We start from the raw sequence: 25,400 nt of genomic DNA on the forward strand, positions 1-25,400 counted from the left end.
TAGAGGGGTAACCCGCAGATTCTAGGAACCTGCGGGTTACCCCTTTTAGCATGCTTATTGGAAGCCTTGACCCTGATGTGTGTTAGGAAAACCTTGTTGGCCGTATGAAGGCTGAATATGCTGTGTTTGGTTGTGGGCTTGTACAGAGTACTCCACTTGTTTAACGATCTGGGAGATTTGCTGATACTGCTGCATCGCCTGTTGATGGCCTTGAAGGGCAGTTTGGATCATCTGCGCCGCTTGACGCTCACGCTGAGCGAGTTCCTCGAGTCGGGCCGCATTTTGCTGCTCTTGCTGCATCAGCTGCTGGTACATAGCCGAGCCCTGCTGCGTTTGCTGGGTCAGCTGCTGAAGAATTTGCTCGCACTGACGAATTTGCTGCGAAATTTGCGAATTGTTGTTATTCATTGGATACATGGCGTGTATTCCTCCTAAGAATTGTGGTTTCAATCCTCGGTTAGTGTACGGAAGAATACGTCAAATCATCCTGAATTATAATGTGAGCTGCCCTTCCAATATATGGACAAATCCCTCCAAAAAGGCTTGATCCTCTTGGTCGAAACGGTTCTTGAGCGGACTGTCGATATCCAGAACGCCATATAATGCGCCATCCACCATCATGGGCACCACAATCTCGCTGTTCGAAGCCGCATCGCAGGCAATGTGCCCCGGGAACTCATGTACGTCGGCTACAAGCAGTGTCTGCTGTTTAGCCGCAGCGGTTCCGCAAACTCCGCGATTCATCGGAATCCGGATGCAAGCTGGCAGTCCTTGGAATGGCCCGAGCACCAGCTCTTTGCCATCATAAAGATAGAAGCCGACCCAATTCGTATCGGACAGGAACTGCTTAAGCAGCGCAGATGCATTGGACAAGTTGGCAATGGCATTCGGCTCGTCGTGGATAAGTGCTTTCAACTGATTCAGGACCTGGGCGTATTGCTCGCTCCTAGTGCCTTCATAGGGTGTGTTTTGAAACATTGGATATCCGCCCTTCCTTCATTTGCGTTGATTCATTCACCTTAGTATAAGTATATGATATTCGTCAAGGGACAAGCCATGGGAAGAAAGGCTCCGGCGAATCCGGCTGATTCCTGACCATGTCGCAGGGGTAATGTATGACATGACCAGGTATCAATTCAATCAGGTGGAGGGAGAGAAGATCGAATGCGCGCAGACGTTCAAAATTTGTTTATCGGTATTCATATGCTCTATCACGCCCATGAGCGGGACCTTACGATCAGCGAGATGCAGCCCGAGCTGGAGCGTCATGGATATAAGGTCGGCGACCGGGAGGTTAAGCATGAACTCGAACGCTTGACCGAGGAGAACTTCCTGACGGCGCACGGTGAGGGGTACAGCCTCACGGGAGCCGGGATCGAGGAGTTCAAGGAAATCCAGATCAGGCTTAAGGAGCTTTGCGATGAAGTACTTAAACCGGTGAACCCGAAAAAGGCCGATTCCATGGCGTAGGGCAGATAACAGCATAACAATTGAAAAAAGCCCCCGACTCACGCGGATCCAGCGTGCAGTGCGGGGGCTTTTTGAGCCGCCGTCCTATACTGTCTCAAGGGATCCGTCCAGTTCCAGTTGGAAGGTATTTTGGGCTGGCGCTTCTTCCGGCTGCGCTGCGCGGGCAGCTGCCGGCAGCGGTGCCTGGACGGGTTGATCTATATGTTCACGAAGGAAAGAGTGCACGCCTTCCCGATATTGCTCGGGATCCACATGATAAGCGTTCGCATGGATAGCGCCTTCGATAAGAAGAAGTTTTTTCGGGTCCGGTTTGGCTTCGTACATCTCGATGCTCATTCGGGTAGGCACGTAATTATCCTTGGTGCCATGGATGAACATAACCGGAAGCGTGCTGTTCCGAACAGCACGTATCGGGCTGACCTGATCGAGGCTGAACCCGGCTTTACGCCGAATTCTGGCGTTCACCCAGGACAGGAACGGCACGGAGGGGATTTTGTTGATGCGCGTAAGCTGATGCCGCATTAAATCCGTCAAATCGGAATACGGGCAATCCGCGATGACAAGCTTGACCTGCGGATCGGCAATGGATAAATACTCCAGCACGGTTCCGCCTCCCAGCGATTGTCCATGAAGCCCGATTGCCACATCCTCGCCGTATTTGCGGGTAATCCAGCGCACCCACGCCTGCACGTCGTGTTTCTCATAATAACCGTAGGTGGTATAGCGTCCTTCGCTTCGTCCATGCCGGCGCTGATCGATCAGGAGCACGTTGTACCCCTCTTCCGTAAACAAATCAATGAATTGGGTGGATACGGCTCGCGAACCGGTATAGCCGTGGGCAAGAAGCATCCAGTGCTTGGAGCCGGGATTGTTTAGAATGGCTGCGCCGCACAGCTTCAACCCGTCAAAGCTCTTGATCGCCACTTCGTTCTTTTGAAGCGATTCATATTTCTCTCTGCTGTACAGTCCGGCTTTTTCCAGCACCGTGAACAGCTTGAGGTCATTCTTTACGCGCATCCGCGTAATCTGCAGATATCCGATTTGCGTAATGGCAGCGGCAATGACAACGACGGTGAACAGCAAGACAATCGCGATATACATACTCAGATGACTTCCTCCTTCTTCCGCACTGTACAAGGGAGCCGTGACAAGCATATTGACGGAAGCCTCCCGAATCCATCAATATATATACATCCAGCTCTAAGATGTTGATGGGGGACCAGGATACGGATTGATTTTCGCTATACTCTTTTATACACGCACATAGTATCACCGGAAACAGCCAATGCAAGTCAGTTTTTTTGCGAGGGGGTGGAATGCCATGTACAGATGCGAAGGAATCGTTCCGGAAATGAAAGGGCGGCGGATCCGGCTGCGAAGGATGGAGAGGGAGGATGCGGAAGCGATGCTGGGCTGTTGGTCCGATCCCGCCGTAACCGCCTTTCTGGATATGCCCGTCATGGATTCAGCCGAGGACGCAAAGGCACTGATTGAGTGGCTGCAACGGCTTGCCGAGCAGGACGAAGCCATTCGCTGGGGCATCGAGATCACCGAAACAGGCCAATTGATCGGCAGCTGCGGATTTAATATATGGCAGCTGGAGGGCGCGTTCAAGGGCGAGTTTGGGTGTGAGCTGGCAAGCGGTTATTGGGGGAAGGGCTATATGACCGAGGCGGCCGAACTGGTTGCGGCTTTCGGGTACGCGTCCATGGGACTAAATAGAATCGAGGCTTTCGTCGATTCAAGAAATGAGCGTGCATGCCGATGGTTTGCGAAGAACGGTTATATGCGCGAAGGAGTGCTTCGCGATTATCGCCTTACGTCCGGCGGTTATGTCGATGCCGTCGTTTTTTCGCGATTGAGAAGAGAATGGAACACGCTATAAGAGAGGCAGTTGGTGGAATATGCTGATTCAATATGAGAAGGGCGGCACGCTTCTTCATCGATATGATCCTTTAAGCAAGCTGGTGATCCTGTTCTGTACAGCGGTAATCGCCATGCTGCTCGACCAAGCCTGGCAGCAGGCGTTGTTTCTCCTGTTATGCATCGGCCAAGCCCGATTCGCCGGCCAGGTGTCTTGCAAGCGTCTGCTGGGAGGGATCCGGCTCATTGCAATCGTTGCGATACCCTACTTCATTCTGACCAGCTTGACGGTCCAAGGGGACACCGTATGGCTGCAGTGGGGACCCATCACCCTGACGGTTGAGGCTCTGAACGCCGCGGGTGCCATGTCGCTCCGGATGTTTACGTTGTTTTTGACCTCGATGGCGTATATCTTGACGACGGATCCGAGAGAACTGGTTGCCGAGCTGACCCGACGTCTTCGAATCCCTTACCGGTTTGCGTTTGGCGTATCCGCTGCGCTGACCTTCATTCCGCTGTTGGAGGAGGAGGGTGCCCATATTCTGGCTGCCCAGCAGGTAAGGGGCCATCGACCGCCCAAGGGACTCGGAAGTCGCATCGGCTACGGATTGAAGTTTGTTTCGGCTGTCCTGCTTAATGCGCTGCGTCGTGTTCAGCAAACGGCGGGCGCAATGGAATCCAAAGGATTTGGCGCATACCCGGACCGAACCTATCGCACGGAGGTTAACATTCCTTCATGGGCGGTCGCATCGGCAGTTATGTATGTACTGGCAACGGTTTTCGTGTGGTGGATTGCCTAAATTGTTAACCTTAAAGAACGAAAAATGGGTTGACGTTAAGAGCCGAAGTGTGCAAAATATGAAAAGAAGCGTTGACGTACGCTAGCACAGCCGCCGACGGCGGCTGGTATGAAGGAGGACTACCTTTGAATTCATCATCACAGAAAAAATGGTTTGCTTTTACGACGCAGGAGATTATCCTGATGGCAATGCTTGCTGCCGTTAATGCCGTTCTCACCGTATACATAGGGCCGGTTAACAAGCTGTTGAACAGTCTGGGCGGACCCATCGCCACTTCGACGACGACGGGAATCTACATGGTTTATGGACTCTTGGCTTACTACATCATTCGTAAACCGGGAACGGCGGTTGTCACGTTTGCGATCGGCGGCACGATTCAGGCTCTGACCGGTACGGTATACGGCATTGCTTCGTGTTTTGTGGCCGCAGGCTGCTACATGATCGTGGCGGAGACGATTTTCGCGATCTACCGATACAAAAAGTGGAGCGCCGGCGCTCTCATGCTGGTTGGCGGGGCGATGGTACCGCTCTGGTTCCTGTTCGCGGCCAACATGTTCGGGTATACGTCCTGGCCGGTCGAAGTGCTTGGCATTGCGCTGGTGGTGCGTATTCTGAGCGGCGTTCTCCTCTGCGGCCTGTTAACCAAGGTTTTAGGCGAGGCATTAGTGAAGACGGGCCTGCTTCGCCGTTTCGCCGTCGCGGTTAAGGGATAGCCCGATGTCGGGAACAAGGGTGACATGCCGGGGACTGGGATTTCTCTATGACGGAGAGGAACGTCCGGTTATCCACGATATGAATCTGGACATAGCGGAGAACGATTGGGTCGCGATTCTTGGTGCCAGCGGCAGCGGGAAGTCGACGCTGTGCCAGCTGTTATGCGGCCTTCTTCCGCGGAGCGGCGGAGGCGCAAGAACGGGGGAAGTGCTGCTGGACGGCATGGATCCTGCAGCCGCGCCGATAGCCGACGTAGCGGATGCGGTCGGGGTGCTGTTTCAGGATCCGGATGCCCAGCTCGTTCAGGGGATCGTCGAGGACGAAGCGGCCTTCGGTCCTGAAAATATGCGGGTTCTGCCCGCGGAAATCGAGGAGCGGGTGGTGCAGTCCCTTGCGGCGGTCGGGCTGCTTCACCGGCGGACCGATCCGGTGCGCAGCCTGTCCGGCGGACAGCGGCAGCGCACGGCCTTGGCCGCGGTACTGGCGCTGCGCCCGCGGCTCTTCGTCTTCGACGACGCCTGCGCCAGCCTGGATGCCGCGGCGCAGGCGAACTTCCTGCAGCTGTGTCATAAGCTGCAGGCGGAGGGCCGGACGCTGATCACCGCGTCCGGCCGCTTTGACGATGTCGCGCGCGCCGCGGGACGCGTCATCGTCCTGGACGGCGGCACCGTCGTGCTCGACGGGCCGCCGGAGGAGCTGCTGCACCGCTGCGGGGAGCACCTGGTGCAGCTGGGCTTGCTGCCTCGGCCCGCAGGCGAGGCAGCGAGTGCCGCCGCCGGGGACAAGCCTGTCCCGGCAGCAACTCCCCCGCATCCGGCAGCGCGCCATGCGAAATTGCCGGTCCCCGCAGGTTCCGCGAGTGCGGCGGTATCCCATGCGGGCAAGCCAGTTCCTGCAGGTTCCGTACCTGCGGGGAGATCCCATGCAGAAGGCGCCAGGCTGTCTGCCGTCTCCCCGCTGCTCCGGATCGATTCGCTGACGTTTGCGTATCCCGGCGGCCGGGAGGCGCTGCGCGATATCGATGCGAAGATTGATCCCGGCGACTGGGTGCTGCTGACCGGCGAGAACGGGTCGGGCAAAACGACGCTCAGCCGCCTGATCATGGGCCTGCTGCCGTCTCCGGCAGGCAGCATTCGCTGGCAAGGGGAAGATACGAAGGGAATGGCCGTTTACCGCAGGGCCGAGTTGATCGGCTACGTGTTCCAGCAGCCGGAATATATGTTTACGGCCCCGAATGTTTGGGAGGAGCTGATCTACAGCCTCCATGGCGGGATGTCCGTGAAGAAGCGCCCGGAGCTGACGGCCGGCCAGCAGCAGCGGGCGAGGTTTCTGTTAGAGATGGCCGGACTTACGGATCGTCTTCAAATGTCTCCTTATTTGCTTAGTCAGGGCGAGAAGCGTCTCTTAAGCATCATCAGCCAATTGATGCTGGAAAGACCGCTGTATATCCTGGACGAGCCGACCTCGGGAATGGACTATGCCGCCATCGATAAAGTAACCGAGCTGTGCCGTTATGTCATCGGGGAAGGCTCGGCCATCCTGATGATCACGCACGATCCTGAACTCATGAAGCAACATGCCACTTCCTTTATTCATCTGCGGAGCGGGAAAATGTCTGTGCAACCTTAGCGGTAACCTTTATAATAGAAATGTTACATGATGTGAAAGCGCTCCTGGTATCGGGAGGCGCTTTTATGCTGTTGGCCCCGTGTTTGTCCTAATAGGATCGGCAGGGACAGGAGTCATGCCGGGGCCGTCTAGAGTAAAGGGGACGAAGGAACGTGGGTGTATTAAGACAAGACAAACGCAGTTATATCCTGGTCGGTATTCTGTTATCCACTTTTATGGCTGCAATCGAAGGAACGGTTGTCGGCCCGGCGGGTCCGGCCATTATCAGCAGCTTCGGCAGCGTAAGCCTGATGAGCTGGATTTTTACGGCCTATCTGCTGACGATGGCCGTAACGACGCCGATCTTCGGTAAAATAAGCGATTTATATGGACGCAAGCCCGTATTTTTATACGGCTCGCTGATCTTTCTCGTAGGCTCATTGCTGTGCGGCCTGTCGCAGAACATGACGCAGCTGATCATTTTCAGGGCAATCCAAGGGATCGGAGCCGGCGCGGTTATACCGGTGACCTTCACGATTGTCGGAGACATTTACAATCTGGAGGAACGAGGGAAGATTCAAGGGATGATCAGCTCCGTTTGGGGAATTTCCTCGCTGATCGGACCGCTGCTTGGCGGGTATTTCGTGGATTACTTGTCCTGGCACTGGATCTTTGTTTTTAATGTTCCGTTCGGGCTGTTATCGATATGGCTGATTTTCCGTTATTTCAAAGAGGAGCGCAACGCCCGCGAAGTATCGATCGATTACGGGGGGGCGGCCCTGTTTACCGTGGGAATGACCGCGCTGCTGTTTGCGCTCGCGGTCGGCGGCGGAGAGAGCTATTCCTGGAATTCTCCGTTCATGCTCGGTCTGATGATCGGTTCCGTGGTGCTGCTCGCTGCGTTCCTGGTGGTGGAGAACAGGGTGAAGGAGCCGATGCTGCCGCTCCATCTGTTCAAGATCCGGGATATTATGGTATCGACGATAGCCAATATTCTGGTAAGTGCGCTTATCATCGGGTTGACCACGTATTTGCCGCTGTGGATTCAAGGCGTTCGTGGCGGCAACGCCACCTTGTCGGGTCTGACGCTGGCCCCGATGTCGATCGGATGGCTGATCGGCTCGATCATCAGCGGTCGCCTGATCGTTAAATCCGGCTCCCGGAAAACGGCGCTGATCGGCGTCGTGCTCCTAATCATCGGAGCGGTGGGATTGGCGTTCATGCATAAGGATACGGCGCTGGGCGTACTGCTGGTCTTTACGTTCATTTATGGCATCGGCTTCGGTTATATCTCCACCTTGTTTCAGATCATTGCGCAATCCTCGGTCGGCTATGAGGTTCGCGGAGCTTCCACGGCGCTGAACTCCTTCATCCGGACGTTCGGTCAGACCGTGGGCGTAGCGGTGTTCGGATTATGGGTCAATGCGGGAATCGCGGGCAGGCTTGCCGCTGAGCCGGATGCGGCCGGCATTACGAGCGACGACATTAACAAATTGCTCTCCCCGCATGGAATGGCCGAACTGCCGGAAGGGTCAGGCAGCCTGTTGAGCGGAATACTGGAGGGAAGCCTTAATTCCCTGTTCGTGGTGATGGCCGTGATGGCGGTGATCTGTATGTTGATCGTGGCCGCCTTCCGCAATGCGCCCCCTGAACCGGATGCGGGAGAGGAACAACCGTCAAGCCATTGATCGATGGACGCATGTAAGGCATATATTTCATAATAAAAATGTAACAGGACCCCGGTCTCTTTGAGGCCGTGATCCTGTTTTTTTGTTGGATGCGCTCTTTGTGGGCTGCGCAAACGTCCATGTCGTAACAATCCCTTCGAAAGTGCCCGAAATCTTGCTTTTATGCCCTACACGGCACAGGGCGAACTCCGATATAATAAACATATTTCGCTATAAATGACTTCTCACACTACATAAACCAAGGGGCTGCCGATGTATGTCCAAATTTAATCTGTTCCGAAAAATCGTCCTGTTCATTTTTCTGATGTTGATTCCGATTGTCGGCCTCTATTTCTATTCGAACCAAACCACGACGAACGTGCTCAGCAAGGAGCTCAGCCAATCGAATACGAACCAGCTTGTTTTTTTTCAGAATCAGGTGAATACCAATATCGATATTTTGGCATCATGGCCGAATTTGCTCCTGCATGACCCGGACATCTCAAGCTTTCGGGATATCTATTTGCAGGATAAGTATCTGAACCTGGACGCGATTAATCTGGTGAAGCAAATTCAGACGAAGCTGAGCATACAGGAGAGCTCTTCGAACTGGCGGAGCCATCTGGCCATTTATTCCCCATCCCTCGGGCGGGTGGTCACCGAAAGCGATGCCGGGTTTTATTCGCCCGAGGAGCTTGCGGAGGACGTGAAGCCGGGGTGGCAGGTCACTCCTTATTACGAGGGGAGCGACCGGCGTTTCCTGTTTGTCTGGTATTCGGTGGCACCGTATTCCACCCAGCATCGTACGGGCAAGTCGAATACCGTGATCAAGGTTGAATTCGACAGCACCAACATCCAGGATATGCTGGACCGCTTTAAGAGCGACGGAAGGAGCGATCCGTTCTACTATAAACCGGATTCGGGCGTGATCTACAACCGTACCGCAGACCAGGAACTGATTAACCATATGATGGCGGAGCTGGATCGGGAGCCGCTCGAAGACGTGGAGAACCGCGTGAAGGAAGTGGGCGGCAAAACCTATTCGGTCAGCATCGTATTATCGGAAACGACCGGATGGTATTTGATCGACTATATTCCGCTATCGGACATTATGAAGCCGATCCATACGTCGAACAGGCTCTTTTATATTTCGATCGCAGCATTGCTCCTGATGAGCTGCCTCGCCGCATACCTGCTGTACTCCCAGGTTCAGGTTCCGATCAAGCAGCTGGTTTATGTGTTCCGAAGGCTGCAAGCCGGGGATTACGGGGTGAGGATGAAGGTAGCGGGCCGTAACGAGTTCAGTTTTCTGGCCACGAGATTCAACTCGATGGTGGAGCAGATTCAGGAGCTGTTCGAGCATGTATACATGGAGAAGATCCATGTCAGGGAAGCGAAGCTGAAGCAGCTGCAGTCCCAGATCAATCCCCATTTCTTCTACAATTGCTTCTCGTTTATTACCAGCATGGCGAAGCTTCGGAAATACGAAGCCGTAGTGGCGATGTCGCACAGCTTATCCCGGTATTTCCGCTACACCACGCGTCAGGAAAGGGAACTGGTTCCCTTGTCGGACGAAGTGGAGTTCGTTACGCATTATCTGGAAATCCAGCAGATGCGGATGAGGCGTCTCCAATATCATCTTGTTTTGACGGAGGAAGCGGAAGGCATGGAGATCCCGCCGCTGGTCATTCAGCCCTTGGTGGAGAATGCTGTGCTGCATGGCATTGAACCTCACTCGGGCGACGGTGAAATCAGGGTAACCTTCCGGATTGTGAACGGTCTGGCCTGCATTCAAGTGGATGATAACGGAATCGGCATGAACGGGCAGAAGTTGGCCGAGCTGGAGGCCCGGCTGAACAGGCCGATGGATCAGGAGATGGGCTGCGGCGTCTGGAATGTTCACCAGCGCATGCGGCTGCGTTATGGCGAAGAAGCCGGCTTGCGGTTTGCGGCATCTCCGCAAGGCGGCGTACGGGCTGTACTCTACTGGCCATTGCCGGAACGCTTGGGAAGAATCAAACAAAGTCAGGGCAGGGGGCAAAGAGTCGATGAATATCTTATTGGTTGATGACGAGAGTTATGTTACGGAAAGTTTATACCAGACCATACCATGGCGTGAGCTGGATATTGAAGAAGTGTATCAGGCTTCTTCCGCCCTGGAGGCGATCGACCTGCTGGAGGAGCAGGACATCGATGTGGTGGTTACGGATGTTCGGATGCCGGTGATGACCGGCCTGGAGCTGATGGAGACCATAACCGAGCGCTGGACGCATATCCGCTGCATTTTACTTACGGGTTATTCGGATTTTGAATATGCCAAGCAGGCGATTCGGCTGCAGGCATCCGATTACATTTTGAAGCCGGTGGACGATGGTGAATTCATGCGAAGCGTGAGCTCCGCCTTGGCGTCGATCCAGGAGGAGCGGAAGGAGCTTGGGCACTTCCATCAGCTGATGTACAGCCGCAAATCGGATCTCGGCATTCTGCGAAACAGCCTCATGCATGATCTCTTGCTGGGACGCGAGATGCCGCGTCATTCGCTTGATCACAAGCTTCATGAATATGAAATTCCGCTCCGAACAGACCAGCGGACGATCATGCTGCTGATACAGCTTGGGCAGAGGTTTACGGGAATGGACGACTATTCGGTGGGACTGATGGAATATGCCATCGGCAACATTGCTGAGGAGGTATTTGCCGAGCTGCTCCATGTGTGGTCCTGTAAAACGCCGCATCATTGTTTGATTCTATTGGCTCAGCCCAAGAGAGTGCCGAACGCTGGAGATATGGAAACATTCGCGGATTCCCGCGAATTGAAACGGTATATAACCCAGTTTCAACAGGATGTGGGCAGCTATTTAAAGGGAAGCATTTCGGTTTTCGTGTCAGACTCCTTTGATTTTCCGGGGGAACTGGGATCCGTTTATCGGTCGGGACTAAGCTCGCTTTACCTCTGGGGAAACGGAGATCATGAAGCTATCCGATTCGCCGAAGACCATGATGACCGGCTGCATGAGCCTGTATGGGACGTTACCCAGGCGTTTGCAAAGCCGCCCAGCCTGCTGCATCTGCTGGAAACAAGGCAGTGGGATGCCGCCCGGGACAAAATAGAACAAGTTTTTGCAGAAGTTGAAACCGCATTCATCGGGCAGACGGCGTTGTATGAAATATTTTTATCGGTTGCGAATGCCTATATGTACCTTGCTCACAAGCAGGGGCATTACATTCATCAGCTGGACCAGGCCGGCTGGGACCCCTTATATATTCAGCAGGTGGTTCAGTCGGCTGCCAAGCTGCGCTCCTGGTCGCTTGATATGCTGAATAAACTTCATGATATCTCGTCCGAACAGGAGACAACGAGCAAGAGCCATATCATCAAGCAGGTCCAGGAGATGGTGACTGCCGATTCGGGTCACGACCTGTCCGTCAAGACGATTGCGGACCGGGTATTTCTGCATCCGGTATATTTATCCAAGATTTATAAGAGCGAAACCGGAGAGGGACTCGGCGATTATATCATCCGCAAGCGAATGGAGCGGGCGTTATATCTGCTGAAGCATACGAACAAGAAGATTTATGAAATTACCGCTGAGCTCGGATACCAGAATCCGCAGTATTTCAGCAAGATGTTCCGGAAGCACTACGGAATGACCCCGAACGAATACAGAGACCAAGGATGTTGCTAAAGGTGCAGAAATCTTCAATTCGTGACATAGGATGCGGCTGCCGGCCCCTCTATAATTAAACATGTAATCCATAAGGTGGTAGAAGGGGGATTTAACGATGACCGCTAGAAGAAAGAAATGGTTCCCGATCCTGGCCGCGTCCTTGCTCCTGGCCGGATCCTTGGCCGGATGCTCCGGCGGCGAGCCGAAACCGGAAGCGGCGCAGCAGCCGGCCGAATCCAAAACTGAAAACGTCTACAAAGAGAAATACGATCCGGAAGTTACGATTACGACGGTGTGGGGCGTCGATCCGACGCTTCAATTCAAGAATGGGGAAACGATCGAGAACAATGTGGCTACGAAGTGGGCCAAGGAGAAGTTTGGCATCAACATCAAATCGTTGTGGTCCATTACGGATACCAACGGCGCTTTTGCAACCAAACTGCGGCTGGCCATGTCATCCGGACAGGAAATGCCGGATATCGTCACGCTCGGCACCGAAAATCAGCAGCTGGCCCAGGATTTGATCGATTCCGGCATGTTTGCCGAGGTCGGCACGCTGTTTGACCAGTATGCATCGGAAACGTGGAAGAACGCGATGAATCTGGATCCCAACGTGTGGAATCAGTACAGCCGGGACGGTAAGCGAATGGGGCTTCCGGTTCTGGATTTTGCCTATAATCACGACTATGTATTATGGATCCGGCAGGATTGGCTGGACAAGCTGGGGATGAGCGCACCGAAAACGATGGATGAGCTTGAGCAGGTCATGGATGCTTTCAAGAATCAGAACCCGTCCGGTCTTGCTCCGGATAAAGTCACGCCGCTGAGCATCGGCTTCAAAACGTCCATGAGCACCTGGATGGGCGATCCGTCATGGATATTCGGCGCTTACGGAACGCTGCCGCAGCAGTGGAACGTGGCTGAGGACGGAAGCCTGGTATACGGCTCGGTCCATGCGGGCATGAAGCAGGGCTTAGTGAAGCTGAACGAGTGGATGAATAAAGGATACATTCCGAAGGAAGCCGCACTGTGGGATGAGAACAAAACGGCGGAGCCGGCTGTAGCCGGAACGGCCGGCATCATTCCGGGGCCTTACTGGATGAGCGGCTGGCCGCTGATCGATACCGTGAAGAATGCGCCGGAAGCCGTCTGGAAGCCTGTCCAGATTCCGGCTGGCCCTGACGGCATTGCGATGCGCCATGGAACGCAGTATACGAACGGCGTTACCCTGATCCATAAAGATATGGAGCATCCTGAGGCCTTCTTCACGTATCAAAACTACTTGTTCGATAACTTTGCTGTATCCAAGGAAGGCGGCGAATTTGCCAACGGGCTGTTCGAGGGCTACGACTTCGAGCTCGATGCCAATGGCGAAATGGTGCCCAACGATCAGATCCAAGGCGGTTACGTGAATGTCGTCCGTTACTTGCTGGTCCGCGACGGTGCCCGCATTCCGGACGAGCAGATGAAAGCGCTGCTGAAGCTGGCGAAAGGCGGGAAGCCGGAGAGCCGCCTCGAAAAGGACGTGGCGGTCAACTATGGCAAGGATACGCCTGCCGCTGCGGAAGTGCTGCTCTCCCAAGAGGAGATCTCCAAGAAGAACATGTTTACGGGACCGGTAACCGCCACTATGAAATCGAAGTGGGATTATCTCCTGAAGATCGAGAACCAAACCCTGAACGAGATCATTTACGGCAAACAGCCCGTTGAATCTTTTGATACGTTTGTGGAAACGTGGAAAGCCGGAGGCGGGGAACAGATCACCAAAGAGGTTAACGAATGGTATCAAAGCGTGAAGTAGTTGTGGTTACCGAGTAATGAAGGGCGGCCTGCTTAGGGCCGTCCTTTTTGTTCCATGTAAGACGCTGCAAAATGATTGCTATCGTGCCATGAATATTGGTTTTGTGGGCTACTGCGCCCCGTGGGACGGGTCCTATAATCAAGAGGTAGATTGATTTAACGGGAGGATCTTGGATGAAGAGGATGAAAAAAACGTGGCCTTTCCACGTCATGCTGCTGCCGGCCCTTATCTGTCTGTTCTTGTTCAGTTATTTGCCGATGGGCGGCATCATTATGGCTTTTCAGGACTATAAGCCGTGGGAGGGCGTTGGCGGCTCCGCATGGGTGGGCTTGGACAATTTCCGATACTTGTTTGAAAGGCAGGACAGCATGCAGGTCATATGGAACACCTTTGTCATCGCGGTGATGAAAATCGTGTTCAATCTGCTGATTCCGTTCGTGTTTGCCATTCTGCTGAATGAAATCCGAAAAACGGCGCTTCAGCGGAGCATCCAAACGATGGTGTATTTGCCCCACTTTTTGTCCTGGGTCATCCTGGGCGGAATTTTGATCGAAATGCTCGCCGTCGACGGCTTTGTTAATCGAATTCTGGCCGCTGTCGGCATCGATCCGATCTTTTTTCTTGGAGACAATAACTGGTTCCGGTTCACGGTGATCGTATCCGACGTATGGAAGGAGTTTGGCTACAATACGATTGTATTCCTGGCTGCGCTGGCCGGCGTTAGCCCGACCCTGTACGAAGCCGCGGAAATCGATGGAGCGGGACGCCTGAAACAAACGCTTCATATCACGATCCCTTCCATGATTCCCATCACGATCGTTGTCGGGACCTTGGCGCTCGGCAACATCCTGAATGCCGGGTTTGACCAAATCTTCAACCTGTACAATCCGCTGGTATACGAGAAAGGCGATATCATCGATACCTTTGTATACCGAACAGCGATCCTGAATGGCGAGATGGGGTTCGGAACGGCCATCGGCTTGTTCAAATCCGTGATCAGCATGGTCCTTATTCTCGTATCCTATCGGCTGGCCTACAAGTGGGCGGGCTACCGTATATTCTAGCAGAGCGAAAGAGGGAGAGCCATGTACCATAAAACGATGGAATACCGCATATTTAACGTGTTTAATACCTGCTTGCTTGTCGCGCTGGCCATTCTCTGCATCATTCCGCTGCTTCATGTGCTGGCGATTTCGTTCAGCTCCAAAGCCGCTGCCGACGCCAGTCTGGTGGGATTATGGCCGGTCGATTTTTCGCTGGAAGCTTACAAAAAAACGATCAATAACCCGGCATTTCTACACTCGATCTGGATCTCGATTGCACGTACCGTACTGGGAACGGCTTTGACGCTTGCCGTGACGTTTCTGGCCGCATATCCGCTGTCCAAAGAGAACCGCGTCTTCCGCAGCCGCAGTGTTTATTCCTGGCTGTTTGTGTTCAGCATGGTGTTCAATGGAGGCCTGGTGCCGTTCTATATCGTGATTCAGAAGCTGGGCCTGATCAACTCCTTCTGGGTGCTGGTGATCCCCGGCACCGTGAACACCTTTTTGGTGATCCTGATGCTGAACTTCTTCAGGGGAATTCCGAAAGAACTGGAGGAAGCGGCTTTCATCGATGGAGCCGGCCATTTCAAAACGCTGTTTAAGATTTATTTGCCGATCTCGTTGCCCTCGATTGCCACGATTGCGCTGTTCAGCATGGTGTTCCACTGGAACTCGTGGTTTGACGGGCTGCTGTATCTGAACAATGCCAAGGATTTCCCGCTGGCGACCTTCCTGCAGACGGTCATTATCCAGCGGGACATGAGCTCGATGAGCATGAGCCCGAAGGAGATGGAGCTGTTGTCCCAGACGACGGTGAATGCCGCACAGATCTTTATCGGCGCGGCGCCCATCCTGCTGGTTTATCCTTTTTTGCAGCGTTTTTTCGTTAAAGGGATGACGCTGGGTTCTGTCAAAGAATAAGAGATGCGATCCTATCAGGAAACAGGAGGTTTAACCTACTATGAAACGAATGTTTAATCCGATTAGCTCGCGGGTTCCGCACATGCTGCATGGCGCCGATTATAATCCGGAGCAATGGCTCCGTTATCCCGAAGTGCTCGAAGAGGATATCCGGCTGATGAAGCTGGCGAATTGCAACGTGATGTCCGTCGGCATATTTTCATGGGTTTCATTGGAGCCCGAGGAAGGGGTATTCACGTTTGATTGGCTTGACGGCGTATTGGACCGCTTTGCCGACAATGGAATTTATGCTTTTCTGGCTACGCCAAGCGGCGCAAGACCGGCCTGGATGTCGGAGAAGTATCCCGAGGTGCTGCGCGTAAGCGAGAGGCGCGTTCGTAACCTGCACGGCTTCCGTCATAATCACTGTTATACTTCGCCGGTCTATCGGGAGAAGGTCCATACGATCAACAGGAAGCTTGCGGAGCGGTACGGCAACCATCCAGCCGTGATCGGCTGGCATATCTCGAATGAGTTTGGCGGCGATTGCCACTGCGACTACTGTCAGGACGCATTCCGGTCTTGGCTGCAGGCGAAGTACGCCACGCTGGATGACCTCAACCATGCCTGGTGGACCGCATTCTGGAGCCATACGATTACGAATTGGAGCCAGGTTGAATCTCCGTCGCCGCACGGGGAGACGCAGGTACATGGAATGAACCTGGATTGGAGACGGTTCGTAACCGATCAGACGGCGGATTTCATCCGGCACGAAACGGAACCCCTCCGCAGGGTCAATCCATCCCTTCCGGTGACGACCAACCTGATGGAATATTTTGAAGGACTGAATTACTGGAAGTTTGCCGATTTGCTGGACGTGGTATCCTGGGACAGCTATCCGACCTGGCATGATCAGGGCGGGGATGAGGCCGCGCAGGCATCCCGCGTTGCCATGATGCATGATATCGTCCGCTCGATCAAAGGCGGGCAGCCGTGGATGCTGATGGAGAGCACCCCAAGTTTGACGAACTGGCAGCCGGTGAGCAAGCTGAAGCGCCCGGGTATGCATTTGCTGTCTTCCATGCAAGCCGTTGCCCATGGTTCGGATACGGTGCAATATTTTCAATGGCGCAAGAGCAGGGGATCGAGCGAGAAGCTGCACGGCGCCGTCGTCGATCATGTCGGTCATGAACACACGCGGGTGTTCGGCGACGTGGCTGAGGTCGGGGACTATCTCAACAAGATGGATGCCGTTGTAGGAACGGGCATTCCGGCGGAAGCGGCCGTCATTTTTGACTGGGAGAACCGCTGGGCCATCAACGATGCGCAAGGTCCGCGGAATAAGGGAGTCAAGTATGAGGAGACCGTGCAAGAGCATTACCGGGCTTTATGGAAGCAGGGAGTCCCGATGGATGTCATCGATATGGAGCAGGATTTCTCCGGATATAAACTGGTGGTCGCCCCCATGCTGTACATGGTGCGCCCAGGCGTGGGCGAACGGATTCAACAATTTGTGGAAGCGGGCGGCACATTTGTTGCGACGTATTGGTCGGGAATCGTCGACGAGTTTGACCTTTGCTTCCTTGGCGGATTTCCGGGTCCCCTTCGTAAGACGCTCGGCATATGGTCGGAGGAAATCGATGCTCTCCATGATCACGATGTCAATGGGATCGTAACGAATGACGGAGGGGGGCTTGGCTTGGCCGAGGCCTATGAAGCCGTTGAGCTGTGCGACCTCATTCATCTGGAGACGGCGGAGGCGCTGGCCGTTTACCGGTCCGATTTCTATGCGGGACGGCCAGCATTGACGGTCAATCAGCTTGGGAAGGGCCGGGCCTATTATATCGCCTCCCGGAACAAGGAGCCTTTTCATTCCGATTTTTACAGGAAGCTCGTTGAACGGACAGGCGTCCGCCGGGCGCTGCCGATGGAGCTGCCTTCGGGCGTAAGCTCATCCATTCGTACGGATGGAGAGTCAGATTACATTTTTGTGATGAACTTCTCTGGCGAAGCGAAGCGGGTCACGCTGGACGGAGCCGATTACCGTGATTTTATCTCGTGCGAAGCCCTAGGGGCAGAGCTAGAGTTGGCGCCTTACGGAGTGAAGGTGATCAAAAAAGGGGCGAGTGCGTAAGCCGGCTCAGCCTTCCATGTTCCGATTCGTTTCAAAACATGCCTCTTCCAGGGACAGGTGCCTTCGTGATGCCTGTCCCTTCATCATGCACCGCGCCGCTCATTTGCCTATTCCATGTGATCGTCCTTTCCGCACCGGATCTGACATTTCGGGCCCTTGCGCCCGGGTTCATTTTGCTTGGAAAAGGACCGGAAATGTTGGCATTATGCCCTGTGGCCCCATTTGGAAAACGCTTACAATAGGAGTGTCACTTGCGCAGTGAACGAAAAACCAAGGAGGTATCGTAATGACTGGAGTCGCGAAAGGAGTTTGGTTCAGAATGTTTCTTTGCGTGTCGATGCTTGCGTTAACGTTTGGCTTTTCGGGTAACGACGCCGCCGAGGCGGCGCCTGCCTTTGCAAAAGGTGCGGACATCAGCTGGGTTCCCGGTATGGAAGCTCAAGGGTATAAGTGGAAGGACAAGACAGGGGTTCAGCGCGATATTCTGGACATTCTGAAGAACGATTACCAGATCAATTCGGCAAGGATCCGTGTCTGGGTCAATCCCAACATGAATGATTACATGAACGGTTATCTGAATGCGGAAAAAGCCGCCGAGCTGGCCCAGCGTGCCAAGAATAAAGGCATGAGCATTATGCTTACGCTGCATTACAGCGATTCCTGGGCGGATCCGGGACAGCAGAACAAGCCCTATGCTTGGCGTAATTTTACTTTTCAGCAGCTGATGGATGCGGTCTATTCCCATACCGTCTATGTGATGAACACCATGAAGAACAAAGGCGTGACTCCGGATTGGGTACAGGTCGGCAACGAAACCAACAACGGAATGCTGTGGGAGGACGGCAAGGCCTCAGCGAACATGAAGAATTACGCATGGCTCGTCAATACGGGGCATAACGCGGTGAAGTCCGTCAGCGGCCAGGCCAAGACGATCGTTCATTTATCGAATGGCTACGACAATGAATTGTTCAAGTGGAATATTGGCGGCTTGATCAGCAACGGCGCGAACTTCGATATTATCGGCATGTCGCTGTACCCGGAAGCGGGCGATTGGTCATCGAAGGTCGATCAGACGATAGCCAATGCCAAAGACATGACCGCCAGATATGGAAAAAGCATCATGATCAGCGAAATCGGCATGGATTACAATCAGCCGGCGGCAGCCAAGAGCTTTATCCAGAGCATCAAGACCAAGGTGAGAGGCTTAGCGGGAGGTACCGGACTGGGCGTGTTCTACTGGGAGCCTGAAGCTACGCCGGGATACAATGCGGGATACAACAAGGGAGCCTGGCAGGCGGACGGGAAGCCGACCATTGCCTTGGAAGGCTTTAAAGACTGAGCGTTTCTAACCGGTATATTGAGCAAGAAGAACCCTGTTTCCGAGAAGGAGGAAGGGTTCTTCTCTGTGTTTTTTCAGCCCTGCTGGCGCACGATCTGCACCTGTTCCGCATGTTTTCCCATTTTGCCCAGCAGTCCGATCAACTGGCGCTTCTCTTCCTCGTCCAATCCTCCCAAGGCATGCTGGATGTGTTGTTCATGCAGCGGGTACAGCTTCTGCATCAATTGCTCTCCGGACGGAGTCAGCTCGGCATAGATCACTCGTCTGTCCTCGGGGCAGGGTCTGCGGCGCACGTAGCCTTTTTCAACCAGCTTATCGACCACGTAAGTGACGTTTCCGCTCTGCAGGAGCAGCTGTGCCCCGATCTGCTGGATGGGCTGGCGGCCTTTATAGAACAGTACTTCCATTACGGCAAAAGAGGTTGGATTAAAGCCTTCGATTTTACTGCCATTCACGACATGTTCGTTGACGCTCTTGAATGACTTGGCAAACACCCGATACAGGTGCATCGCAAGCTGTGTATCGCGTTCATGTGACACCTTCATACATTCTCCCGCCTTTGGTATGGACTCATGTCCTGAATTACTTCAAATCTAAGATTACGCTGAAATGTACAAATGCAACATGTGATTTGTCACAATGCGGACGAAACATTTTCCATCCTCCGGCTCCGGCAGCCACGATGCCTCCAGCCCGATACGCCCTCCGTGCGCCGATCCTATAATGAAATTCAAATGGGAAGGGTCCCTGAAACGACTACGATATAATGCAAGAATGTTTCGCTAAATGCAACTAATCCTTGCCCTGATGCGTAATACTGGGAATAGAGACAACGGATGGGGTGTTAGGATGCATAAGATTCAAGAGAATGGACTTGGGCCTGAACCGGTGCTGAAGGTGGATATTCAGGAGGCAGGATACGAACCAAGCCGCCCGCGCATACGGGATATATCGTTTCAAGTGGTGCCCGGCGAGCTTCTGGGTTTGATCGGACCGAACGGAGCGGGGAAAAGCACGACCATTAAGACGGTGCTGGGGCTTCTTAAAGATAGCAAGGCCGACGTCTATATTGCGGGCAGTCCTCCGCGATATGCTTACGTTCCCGAGCAGCCCGTGTTTTACGAGGACTTGACGCTGTGGGAGCATTTGGATCTGGCAGCCGCTGCTTTTGGAATGGACGATCAGCATTTTGAGGAGCAGGCCGCCCAGCTGCTTCGGCAGTTCGGCATGGAGTCGGTACGCCATGAACTGCCGGGAGGCTTCTCCAAAGGAATGAAGCAGAAGATGATGCTGATGATCGGCTTTCTCTCCAAACCCGACGTTTATATCGTAGACGAGCCGTTTATCGGTTTGGATCCCCGGGCAACCCGCGACTTCCTGAATTTGCTGCTCGAGGAGAGGCACCGTGGCGCAGGTGTATTGATGTCTACCCATGTGCTGGACACCGCGGAGAAAATTTGCGATCGATTTGTGCTCATATCCGGAGGGCGGATTGCCTCGGAGGGCACGCTGGACCAAATCCGGCAGTCCGCTGAACTTCCCGGCGCATCGTTGTTTGACTGCTTCGATGCGCTGACATGAGGGGGATGATGGATATGGAACGATCACATCACTTCAGACATCCGGGCTCCCTTTTATGGCGAAGGGTGACCGCTCATTGGAAGAATCAGCGCGACAATCTGGCGACCGTGGTCGACTGGGTCGTGATGCTCTACATTATTGTCCCCGGCCTTCTCTTGGGAGGCGGGTTATACCGCGAGTTATGGACGAGCCCGCTTCCCGGATGGGTACAATTCCTGCCGCTGCAAGCGGTGGTAGGGATCCTGCTCTTCATGTTTTCCGGCAGAGTGCTGCTATTCTTTGAAGAGGCCGACACGTTGTTTCTTCGCCAGCAGCGGGAATGGATGAAGGGATTAATGATCGGAGGCATGGCGTACAGTCATGCGGTTTCAACGATCAAGGGATTGATCATCTCGGTGCTTGCGCTGCCGATTCTCGTCAGGGAACATGAAATTACCGGAACTGCCCTGATGACATTGCTGGCAGTTACAGTCGTTTGCGCCTGGTGCGCCAATCTATGGACGGCCATGATTCGTTCCCGTTATAAAGGCTGGCGGAAGCATCTGATGACGTATGTTGTACGCTGGCTATCATTCGGACTGCTGACGCTGCTTGTTACGTTTTGGCTTCAGTCCTATGTTGTGATATGGGCGGCGGTTTTGCTTCTGCTCATACTGCTTTTTTTTCTCAGCCGAAAACGTCTGGCCATGCAGGGGACCTTCCTGGCCGATGCGCGCGAAGATGCAAAGACTCGGGTGCAGCTGACGGAGAAGCTGCTGGTTCAAGCCGTCGGGAAACCGCCCAGCATACGAAGCAAAACCTGGTTTATGCGGAAGTCCGGCCGATTGTTTAAAGGCACGGCGGAGAAAAGGCTAGCCGATGCGGGGCTTAAAGCGATTTTGCGCCAACCTGAGAGCCTGTTATTGTACGTTCAGATTACGCTGGTCGGCATCCCGGCCATCTGGCTCCCGCCGCTGATCATCAAAATCATCGTTTATGTTGCCCTTGTCTTGATGATGTCGTATTGGCTGAACACAAGATGGGCGTTGTTTGCCAAAGCCGAATTCATGCATGTGCTTCCGTTTACGAATCAGCAGCATCGAGCCGCCGGCATTGTTGCGGTACGAGCTTTGCTCGCCGTTCCCGCATTTCTTTATTCGCTCGTGGCAGGGTTAACGCTTTTTCAGGGCGTAATGGGATGGCTCGCCGTGCTTGCATTGACCGTGCTTGCTCTCATGGTCGCGCCATCGCTCATGTCTTGGCCGGTATACAAGGAGGAGAAACGCCAACCTCAGGAATAATCAAAGCGCGCCGGAATGCTCCCATCTACAGGGCATTCCGGCGCGCTTTTTTAATCGGCTATGTGCGATAAGGACTCGGCGGCATGCTTGCCTGCCGTATATCCGGTCGCAAAGGCGGCCGTGATGTTGTAGCCGCCGGTGTATCCATGTATATCCATAATCTCGCCACAGAAGAAGAGGCCGGGCATCAGCTTCGATTCCATGCTTTTGGGCTGGATTTCCTTGAGGCTGACGCCGCCGCCCGTCACGAAGGCCTCCTTCAGCGAACGGGTGCCTGAAGCGCGGAACGTAAACTTTTTAAGAACGGAGGCCAGGTTTTCCTGCGCGGCTTTGGATATGCCGCTGCAGATCATGTCGCTATCGATGGACGATTTGGATAACAGCAGCGGGATCATCCGCTCCGGCAGCATGCCCTTAAGCACGTTCTTGATGCTCTTTCGCGGCTCCTCCTCCAATCGCCCTTTGAGCTCGGCCGCAAGCTCCGTTTGAGAGCGCTCGGGGAACATGTCGATGGCCATGTCCACGTTGACGACATCGAATTTCCGCTGCACCTGGCGGATGAACTGACTGCAGCGAAGCGCGATCGGTCCGGACACCCCGAAATGGGTAAACAGCATATCTCCCCGGTGGGCAATCACTTTTTTTCCTTTCGGATTCCAGACGGACAGCTCCACCTCCCGCAGTGACAAGCCCTGCAGCTCTTTAGAGGCAATAAAAGGCTCGGTAGACACGATAGGCACCTCGGTCGGATACAGCTCCGTTATCGTATGGCCTGCGGCTTCAGCCCATGGATAACCGTCTCCCGTCGAACCGGTCTGGGGCACGGATTGCCCGCCGGTGGCAATGATCACACAGGAAGATTGGATCACTTCCCCGGATTTCAGCTCGACCCCGGCCGTCCGGCCGTTCTCATAGAGAACGCGGTTCACCGGGCTATTCGTCCGGATATCGGTACCGAGCTCCTTCACTTTGCCAATCAGGGCATTCACCACGCTGGAGGCTTTGTCCGTAACAGGGAACATGCGCCCGTTGTCTTCCTCCTTCAGCCGAATGCCAAGACCCTCGAAGAAGGTCATGATGTCCCTGTTGTTCCAATGCTGAAAAGCGCTGTATAAAAAGCGTCCGTTCCCCGGAATGTTGGCAATCAATTCATCCTGTTCTTTGGCATTCGTGACATTGCATCTTCCGCCGCCCGAGATGCCAAGCTTACGGCCTAGCTTGTCCCCTTTGTCGATCAAGAGGACAGAAGCTCCTCTTTCCCCTGCAGCCACGCAGGACATCAATCCGGAAGGTCCGCCTCCGACGACGATAATATCATAATCAAGCATGTTTGCTCATAGCTCCTTTGGGGGTATATCAATTAATAGATGGATCTTATTATATAGGATATTCACGAATTATCCCAAACCTCATGAATAGGACATAAGACGTGGGACTCCGTCGCCGCTGCAGGAATTTACAAGATATTGTAATATGATGTCGCCTGTGCTTTAATCAGAAATATTAGATGCGTTGTCCAATTGAGGTGATGGATCACTGTGCTGAGCCTATGGAAAGATATTTTGCTGCAAGTTTTGCTGTCTGGTACACTCATCTTTCATCTGCCGCTTCTCCTCGACAGACATCTAAAGTGCCTGAACAAGAAGAACCCGGATGATCTGCTTCGATTTCGCAAGCATATTGTCATTGCCAGCGGAATCAGTACCGTATTGTGCGTCTTGATTTCTGCAATGAGCGATTATTACGTTCCGATCCATCTTGGCGTGATCCCGTTATTTTTAGGCATATTATATGGAAGCAGGAGTTCAGGGCTATGTCTTGCAGTAATTTATTTCACAAGCCATGGGCTGATTAACGGCTGGTCAACGACCGGCCTCGTTCTGAATTTGCTTGTCTTGGGATACTCGCTATTACCTAGGGTATCCTCCAATTTCAAGAAAGGCTCCATGACCGAAAAGATTTATTGGCTCTGGAGCGCGCTCGTTCCGGCTATGCTGATTATTGTAGCCTGCCACGCGATGGAAGGAAAGGCTAGGAATGACGATCTGAATCCGGACACGATTCTGGTGACCATTCTGTATATGCTGATCGGCATTTTTTATTCGGGAGTGATCGTGTATTGGATCGAATTAACCTCTGGGCGTCTGGCTTCGGGCCAGTACGACGTGAAGGACGGAGAGATTGCTTCATTAACGAAAATAATGGAGATGATTCCTTTAGGGATGGTTGCGGTGGATCGCAGCGGCAATATCATCGCCTTTAATCAACCGCTTATCCGCAGCTTTCGAAGCGTGTTTCCCAATCTGACCACCAAGGATGTCATCGGCAGGCCGTTGTTCGACTTGTTGGAGGGCATGATTCAAAAGGAACATCTGCGCAGCCGATTTCAGAGAGCCATAAACGGTGTCGAAAGCACAGGGGAAATTATGCGCAGCGCTACTAGAGTGTATTCTACCGGCATTTATCCGCTTATACATAATGGGAACGGCGACATCATGGGTGCGGTAGGCATTATGGAAGACATTACGGAGCTTGAGAAGCTCCGCACGGAATTTATTAATGTAGAACGGTTAAGCTTGGTCGGCCAAATGGCGGCAAGCATCACCCACGAGATTCGCAACCCGATGGCTGTCGTGCGCGGATTCCTGCAGCTTATGAAAGAGAAGAGTCCGGATACGCTGGATCATTATTACCGGATCGTCATGGAAGAGCTCGATCGGGCCAATGGCATCATCAGCGACTTTTTGTCCCTGGCCCAGAACCGGGCAGCCGAGAAAGAAGAGTGCCACCTTCATGACATTATCCATGAGCTCAGTCCGCTTTTGTGGGCGGACGCCAATTTGCGCGGACAGAACATCGAGCTGAAACTGGGAACCGGCATTCCCGAACTGTATCTGAATGCCAAGGAAATGAAGCAGCTCATTCTGAACTTGTGCCGCAATGGGATGGAGGCCATGGATGACAAGGGGACGTTGACGATCGAAACCCGGCTGGAAGGGAACCTCGCCCAGTTGTATGTGGCGGATACCGGAATCGGCATACCGGAGAATGAGCTGGAGCGCTTGTTTGAACCTTTCTTTACCACGAAGAGCAAGGGGACGGGGCTTGGACTCGCCCTGTGCATGAGCATTGTACAGCGTCATCATGGAACGATAGACGTAAAATCGCACCTAGGTGAGGGCACGGTGTTCATCATTTCTTTTCCTGTCCGCTCGTACCCGCACGGCCTGCCGGAATCCCAGAGCGCTGCCGCTTCCGAATAAACGGTCTGTTAATTACGCATCATAAGGCAGAGCTCAGGGTAAAGGAGGGATTCGGATGAGTAAGAACGATTCCAAGCAACAGGAGCAGCAGGAGCGTGAAAACAAAGATCGCCGTGGCGAGCCCATCGTTGACAAGAAAAAGGACGGGGTAAACTATCCTGCTACCTAGTATGATGAAAATGAAGCAAGAAGACGGGCGGTATCCCATTTTGTGATGCTGCTCGTTTTGTATTTTCTTGCTTTCACTCTTTAGGATTGTATAATATAGA

The 25,400-nt window shown here is 53.6% G+C and carries 21 protein-coding genes; 17 read left to right on the forward strand and 4 right to left on the reverse strand.

From position 1 onward, the window contains the following. The first annotated feature begins 138 nt into the window (after positions 1-138). Positions 139-435: a hypothetical protein gene (locus MHI43_RS04160; RefSeq protein ID WP_341283230.1), complete on the forward strand. Its 297-nt coding sequence runs from the start codon at positions 139-141 to the stop codon at positions 433-435. 57 nt (positions 436-492) lie between these two features. Here MHI43_RS04160 and MHI43_RS04165 read toward each other — a convergent pair whose 3' ends face one another. Next, a complete protein-coding gene (locus tag MHI43_RS04165; protein ID WP_036664467.1) occupies positions 493-978 on the reverse strand; it encodes a GAF domain-containing protein in 486 nt (161 codons plus the stop codon). 186 nt (positions 979-1,164) lie between these two features. Here MHI43_RS04165 and MHI43_RS04170 point away from each other — a divergent pair, with 186 nt between their 5' ends. Further along, a complete protein-coding gene (locus MHI43_RS04170; RefSeq protein ID WP_009594879.1) occupies positions 1,165-1,470 on the forward strand; it encodes a hypothetical protein in 306 nt (101 codons plus the stop codon). A gap of 84 nt (positions 1,471-1,554) precedes the next feature. Here MHI43_RS04170 and MHI43_RS04175 read toward each other — a convergent pair whose 3' ends face one another. Next, positions 1,555-2,625 carry an alpha/beta hydrolase gene (locus tag MHI43_RS04175; RefSeq protein WP_036664466.1) on the reverse strand — a complete coding sequence of 357 codons (1,071 nt, stop codon included), beginning with the start codon at positions 2,623-2,625 and terminating at the stop codon, positions 1,555-1,557. Positions 2,626-2,791: 166 nt separating this feature from the next. Between MHI43_RS04175 and MHI43_RS04180 the strand changes: the two genes are divergently transcribed. The 12 genes from MHI43_RS04180 to MHI43_RS04235 all read left to right on the forward strand — a co-directional run bounded on the left by MHI43_RS04180 (position 2,792) and on the right by MHI43_RS04235 (position 19,007). Then, positions 2,792-3,355: a GNAT family protein gene (locus MHI43_RS04180; RefSeq protein WP_036664465.1), complete on the forward strand. Its 564-nt coding sequence runs from the start codon at positions 2,792-2,794 to the stop codon at positions 3,353-3,355. 19 nt (positions 3,356-3,374) lie between these two features. Beyond that, positions 3,375-4,133 carry an energy-coupling factor transporter transmembrane component T gene (locus MHI43_RS04185; protein ID WP_036664464.1) on the forward strand — a complete coding sequence of 253 codons (759 nt, stop codon included), beginning with the start codon at positions 3,375-3,377 and terminating at the stop codon, positions 4,131-4,133. Positions 4,134-4,258: 125 nt separating this feature from the next. Continuing rightward, a complete protein-coding gene (locus tag MHI43_RS04190) occupies positions 4,259-4,846 on the forward strand; it encodes an ECF transporter S component (RefSeq protein ID WP_036664463.1) in 588 nt (195 codons plus the stop codon). 4 nt (positions 4,847-4,850) lie between these two features. Beyond that, on the forward strand, positions 4,851-6,476 hold the full coding sequence (locus MHI43_RS04195) for an ABC transporter ATP-binding protein (RefSeq protein WP_036664461.1): 1,626 nt from the start codon (positions 4,851-4,853) through the stop codon (positions 6,474-6,476). Between the two features lie 152 nt (positions 6,477-6,628). Next, positions 6,629-8,143, forward strand: coding sequence for an MDR family MFS transporter (locus MHI43_RS04200; RefSeq protein WP_036664459.1), 1,515 nt, complete (start codon positions 6,629-6,631; stop codon positions 8,141-8,143). 256 nt (positions 8,144-8,399) lie between these two features. After that, a complete protein-coding gene (locus tag MHI43_RS04205) occupies positions 8,400-10,190 on the forward strand; it encodes a sensor histidine kinase (protein WP_036664456.1) in 1,791 nt (596 codons plus the stop codon). Next, the gene (locus tag MHI43_RS04210; RefSeq protein ID WP_036664454.1) at positions 10,171-11,808 is read left to right on the forward strand and encodes a response regulator; all 1,638 of its coding nucleotides are present in this window, start codon (positions 10,171-10,173) and stop codon (positions 11,806-11,808) included. The genes MHI43_RS04205 and MHI43_RS04210 overlap by 20 nt, the downstream gene beginning before the upstream one ends. A 97-nt stretch (positions 11,809-11,905) precedes the next feature. Continuing rightward, positions 11,906-13,591 (forward strand): extracellular solute-binding protein, encoded by a 1,686-nt coding sequence (locus MHI43_RS04215; RefSeq protein WP_036664452.1) that lies wholly within the window; start codon positions 11,906-11,908, stop codon positions 13,589-13,591. Positions 13,592-13,764: 173 nt separating this feature from the next. Then, positions 13,765-14,655 (forward strand): ABC transporter permease subunit, encoded by an 891-nt coding sequence (locus MHI43_RS04220; RefSeq protein ID WP_036664449.1) that lies wholly within the window; start codon positions 13,765-13,767, stop codon positions 14,653-14,655. 21 nt (positions 14,656-14,676) lie between these two features. Next, on the forward strand, positions 14,677-15,555 hold the full coding sequence (locus MHI43_RS04225; protein WP_009594891.1) for a carbohydrate ABC transporter permease: 879 nt from the start codon (positions 14,677-14,679) through the stop codon (positions 15,553-15,555). Positions 15,556-15,595: 40 nt separating this feature from the next. Beyond that, entirely contained in the window at positions 15,596-17,668 is a 2,073-nt protein-coding gene (locus MHI43_RS04230) for a beta-galactosidase (protein ID WP_036664448.1), read from the forward strand. Positions 17,669-18,005: 337 nt separating this feature from the next. After that, the gene (locus MHI43_RS04235) at positions 18,006-19,007 is read left to right on the forward strand and encodes a glycosyl hydrolase 53 family protein (RefSeq protein ID WP_235201854.1); all 1,002 of its coding nucleotides are present in this window, start codon (positions 18,006-18,008) and stop codon (positions 19,005-19,007) included. 74 nt (positions 19,008-19,081) lie between these two features. Here the strand turns inward: MHI43_RS04235 and MHI43_RS04240 are convergent, their stop codons facing one another. Continuing rightward, positions 19,082-19,552: a MarR family transcriptional regulator gene (locus tag MHI43_RS04240; protein WP_012819005.1), complete on the reverse strand. Its 471-nt coding sequence runs from the start codon at positions 19,550-19,552 to the stop codon at positions 19,082-19,084. Between the two features lie 304 nt (positions 19,553-19,856). On the opposite strand from MHI43_RS04240, the gene MHI43_RS04245 reads away from it, so the two are divergent. Together MHI43_RS04245 and MHI43_RS04250 are read left to right on the forward strand one after the other, a co-directional pair. Continuing rightward, positions 19,857-20,588, forward strand: coding sequence for an ABC transporter ATP-binding protein (locus tag MHI43_RS04245; protein WP_036664445.1), 732 nt, complete (start codon positions 19,857-19,859; stop codon positions 20,586-20,588). Between the two features lie 14 nt (positions 20,589-20,602). Beyond that, positions 20,603-21,868 (forward strand): ABC transporter permease, encoded by a 1,266-nt coding sequence (locus MHI43_RS04250; protein WP_012819007.1) that lies wholly within the window; start codon positions 20,603-20,605, stop codon positions 21,866-21,868. A gap of 50 nt (positions 21,869-21,918) precedes the next feature. On the opposite strand, the gene MHI43_RS04255 is transcribed toward MHI43_RS04250, so the two are convergent. After that, entirely contained in the window at positions 21,919-23,196 is a 1,278-nt protein-coding gene (locus MHI43_RS04255; protein WP_036664441.1) for an NAD(P)/FAD-dependent oxidoreductase, read from the reverse strand. Positions 23,197-23,406: 210 nt separating this feature from the next. Between MHI43_RS04255 and MHI43_RS04260 the strand changes: the two genes are divergently transcribed. Further along, positions 23,407-25,131: an ATP-binding protein gene (locus tag MHI43_RS04260; RefSeq protein WP_036664437.1), complete on the forward strand. Its 1,725-nt coding sequence runs from the start codon at positions 23,407-23,409 to the stop codon at positions 25,129-25,131. Positions 25,132-25,400 lie beyond the last annotated feature (269 nt).

It is taken from the genome of Paenibacillus sp. FSL H8-0457 (genome assembly GCF_038051935.1).
In the GTDB taxonomy this organism is placed as follows: Bacteria; Bacillota; Bacilli; order Paenibacillales; family Paenibacillaceae; genus Paenibacillus_AQ; species Paenibacillus_AQ lautus_A.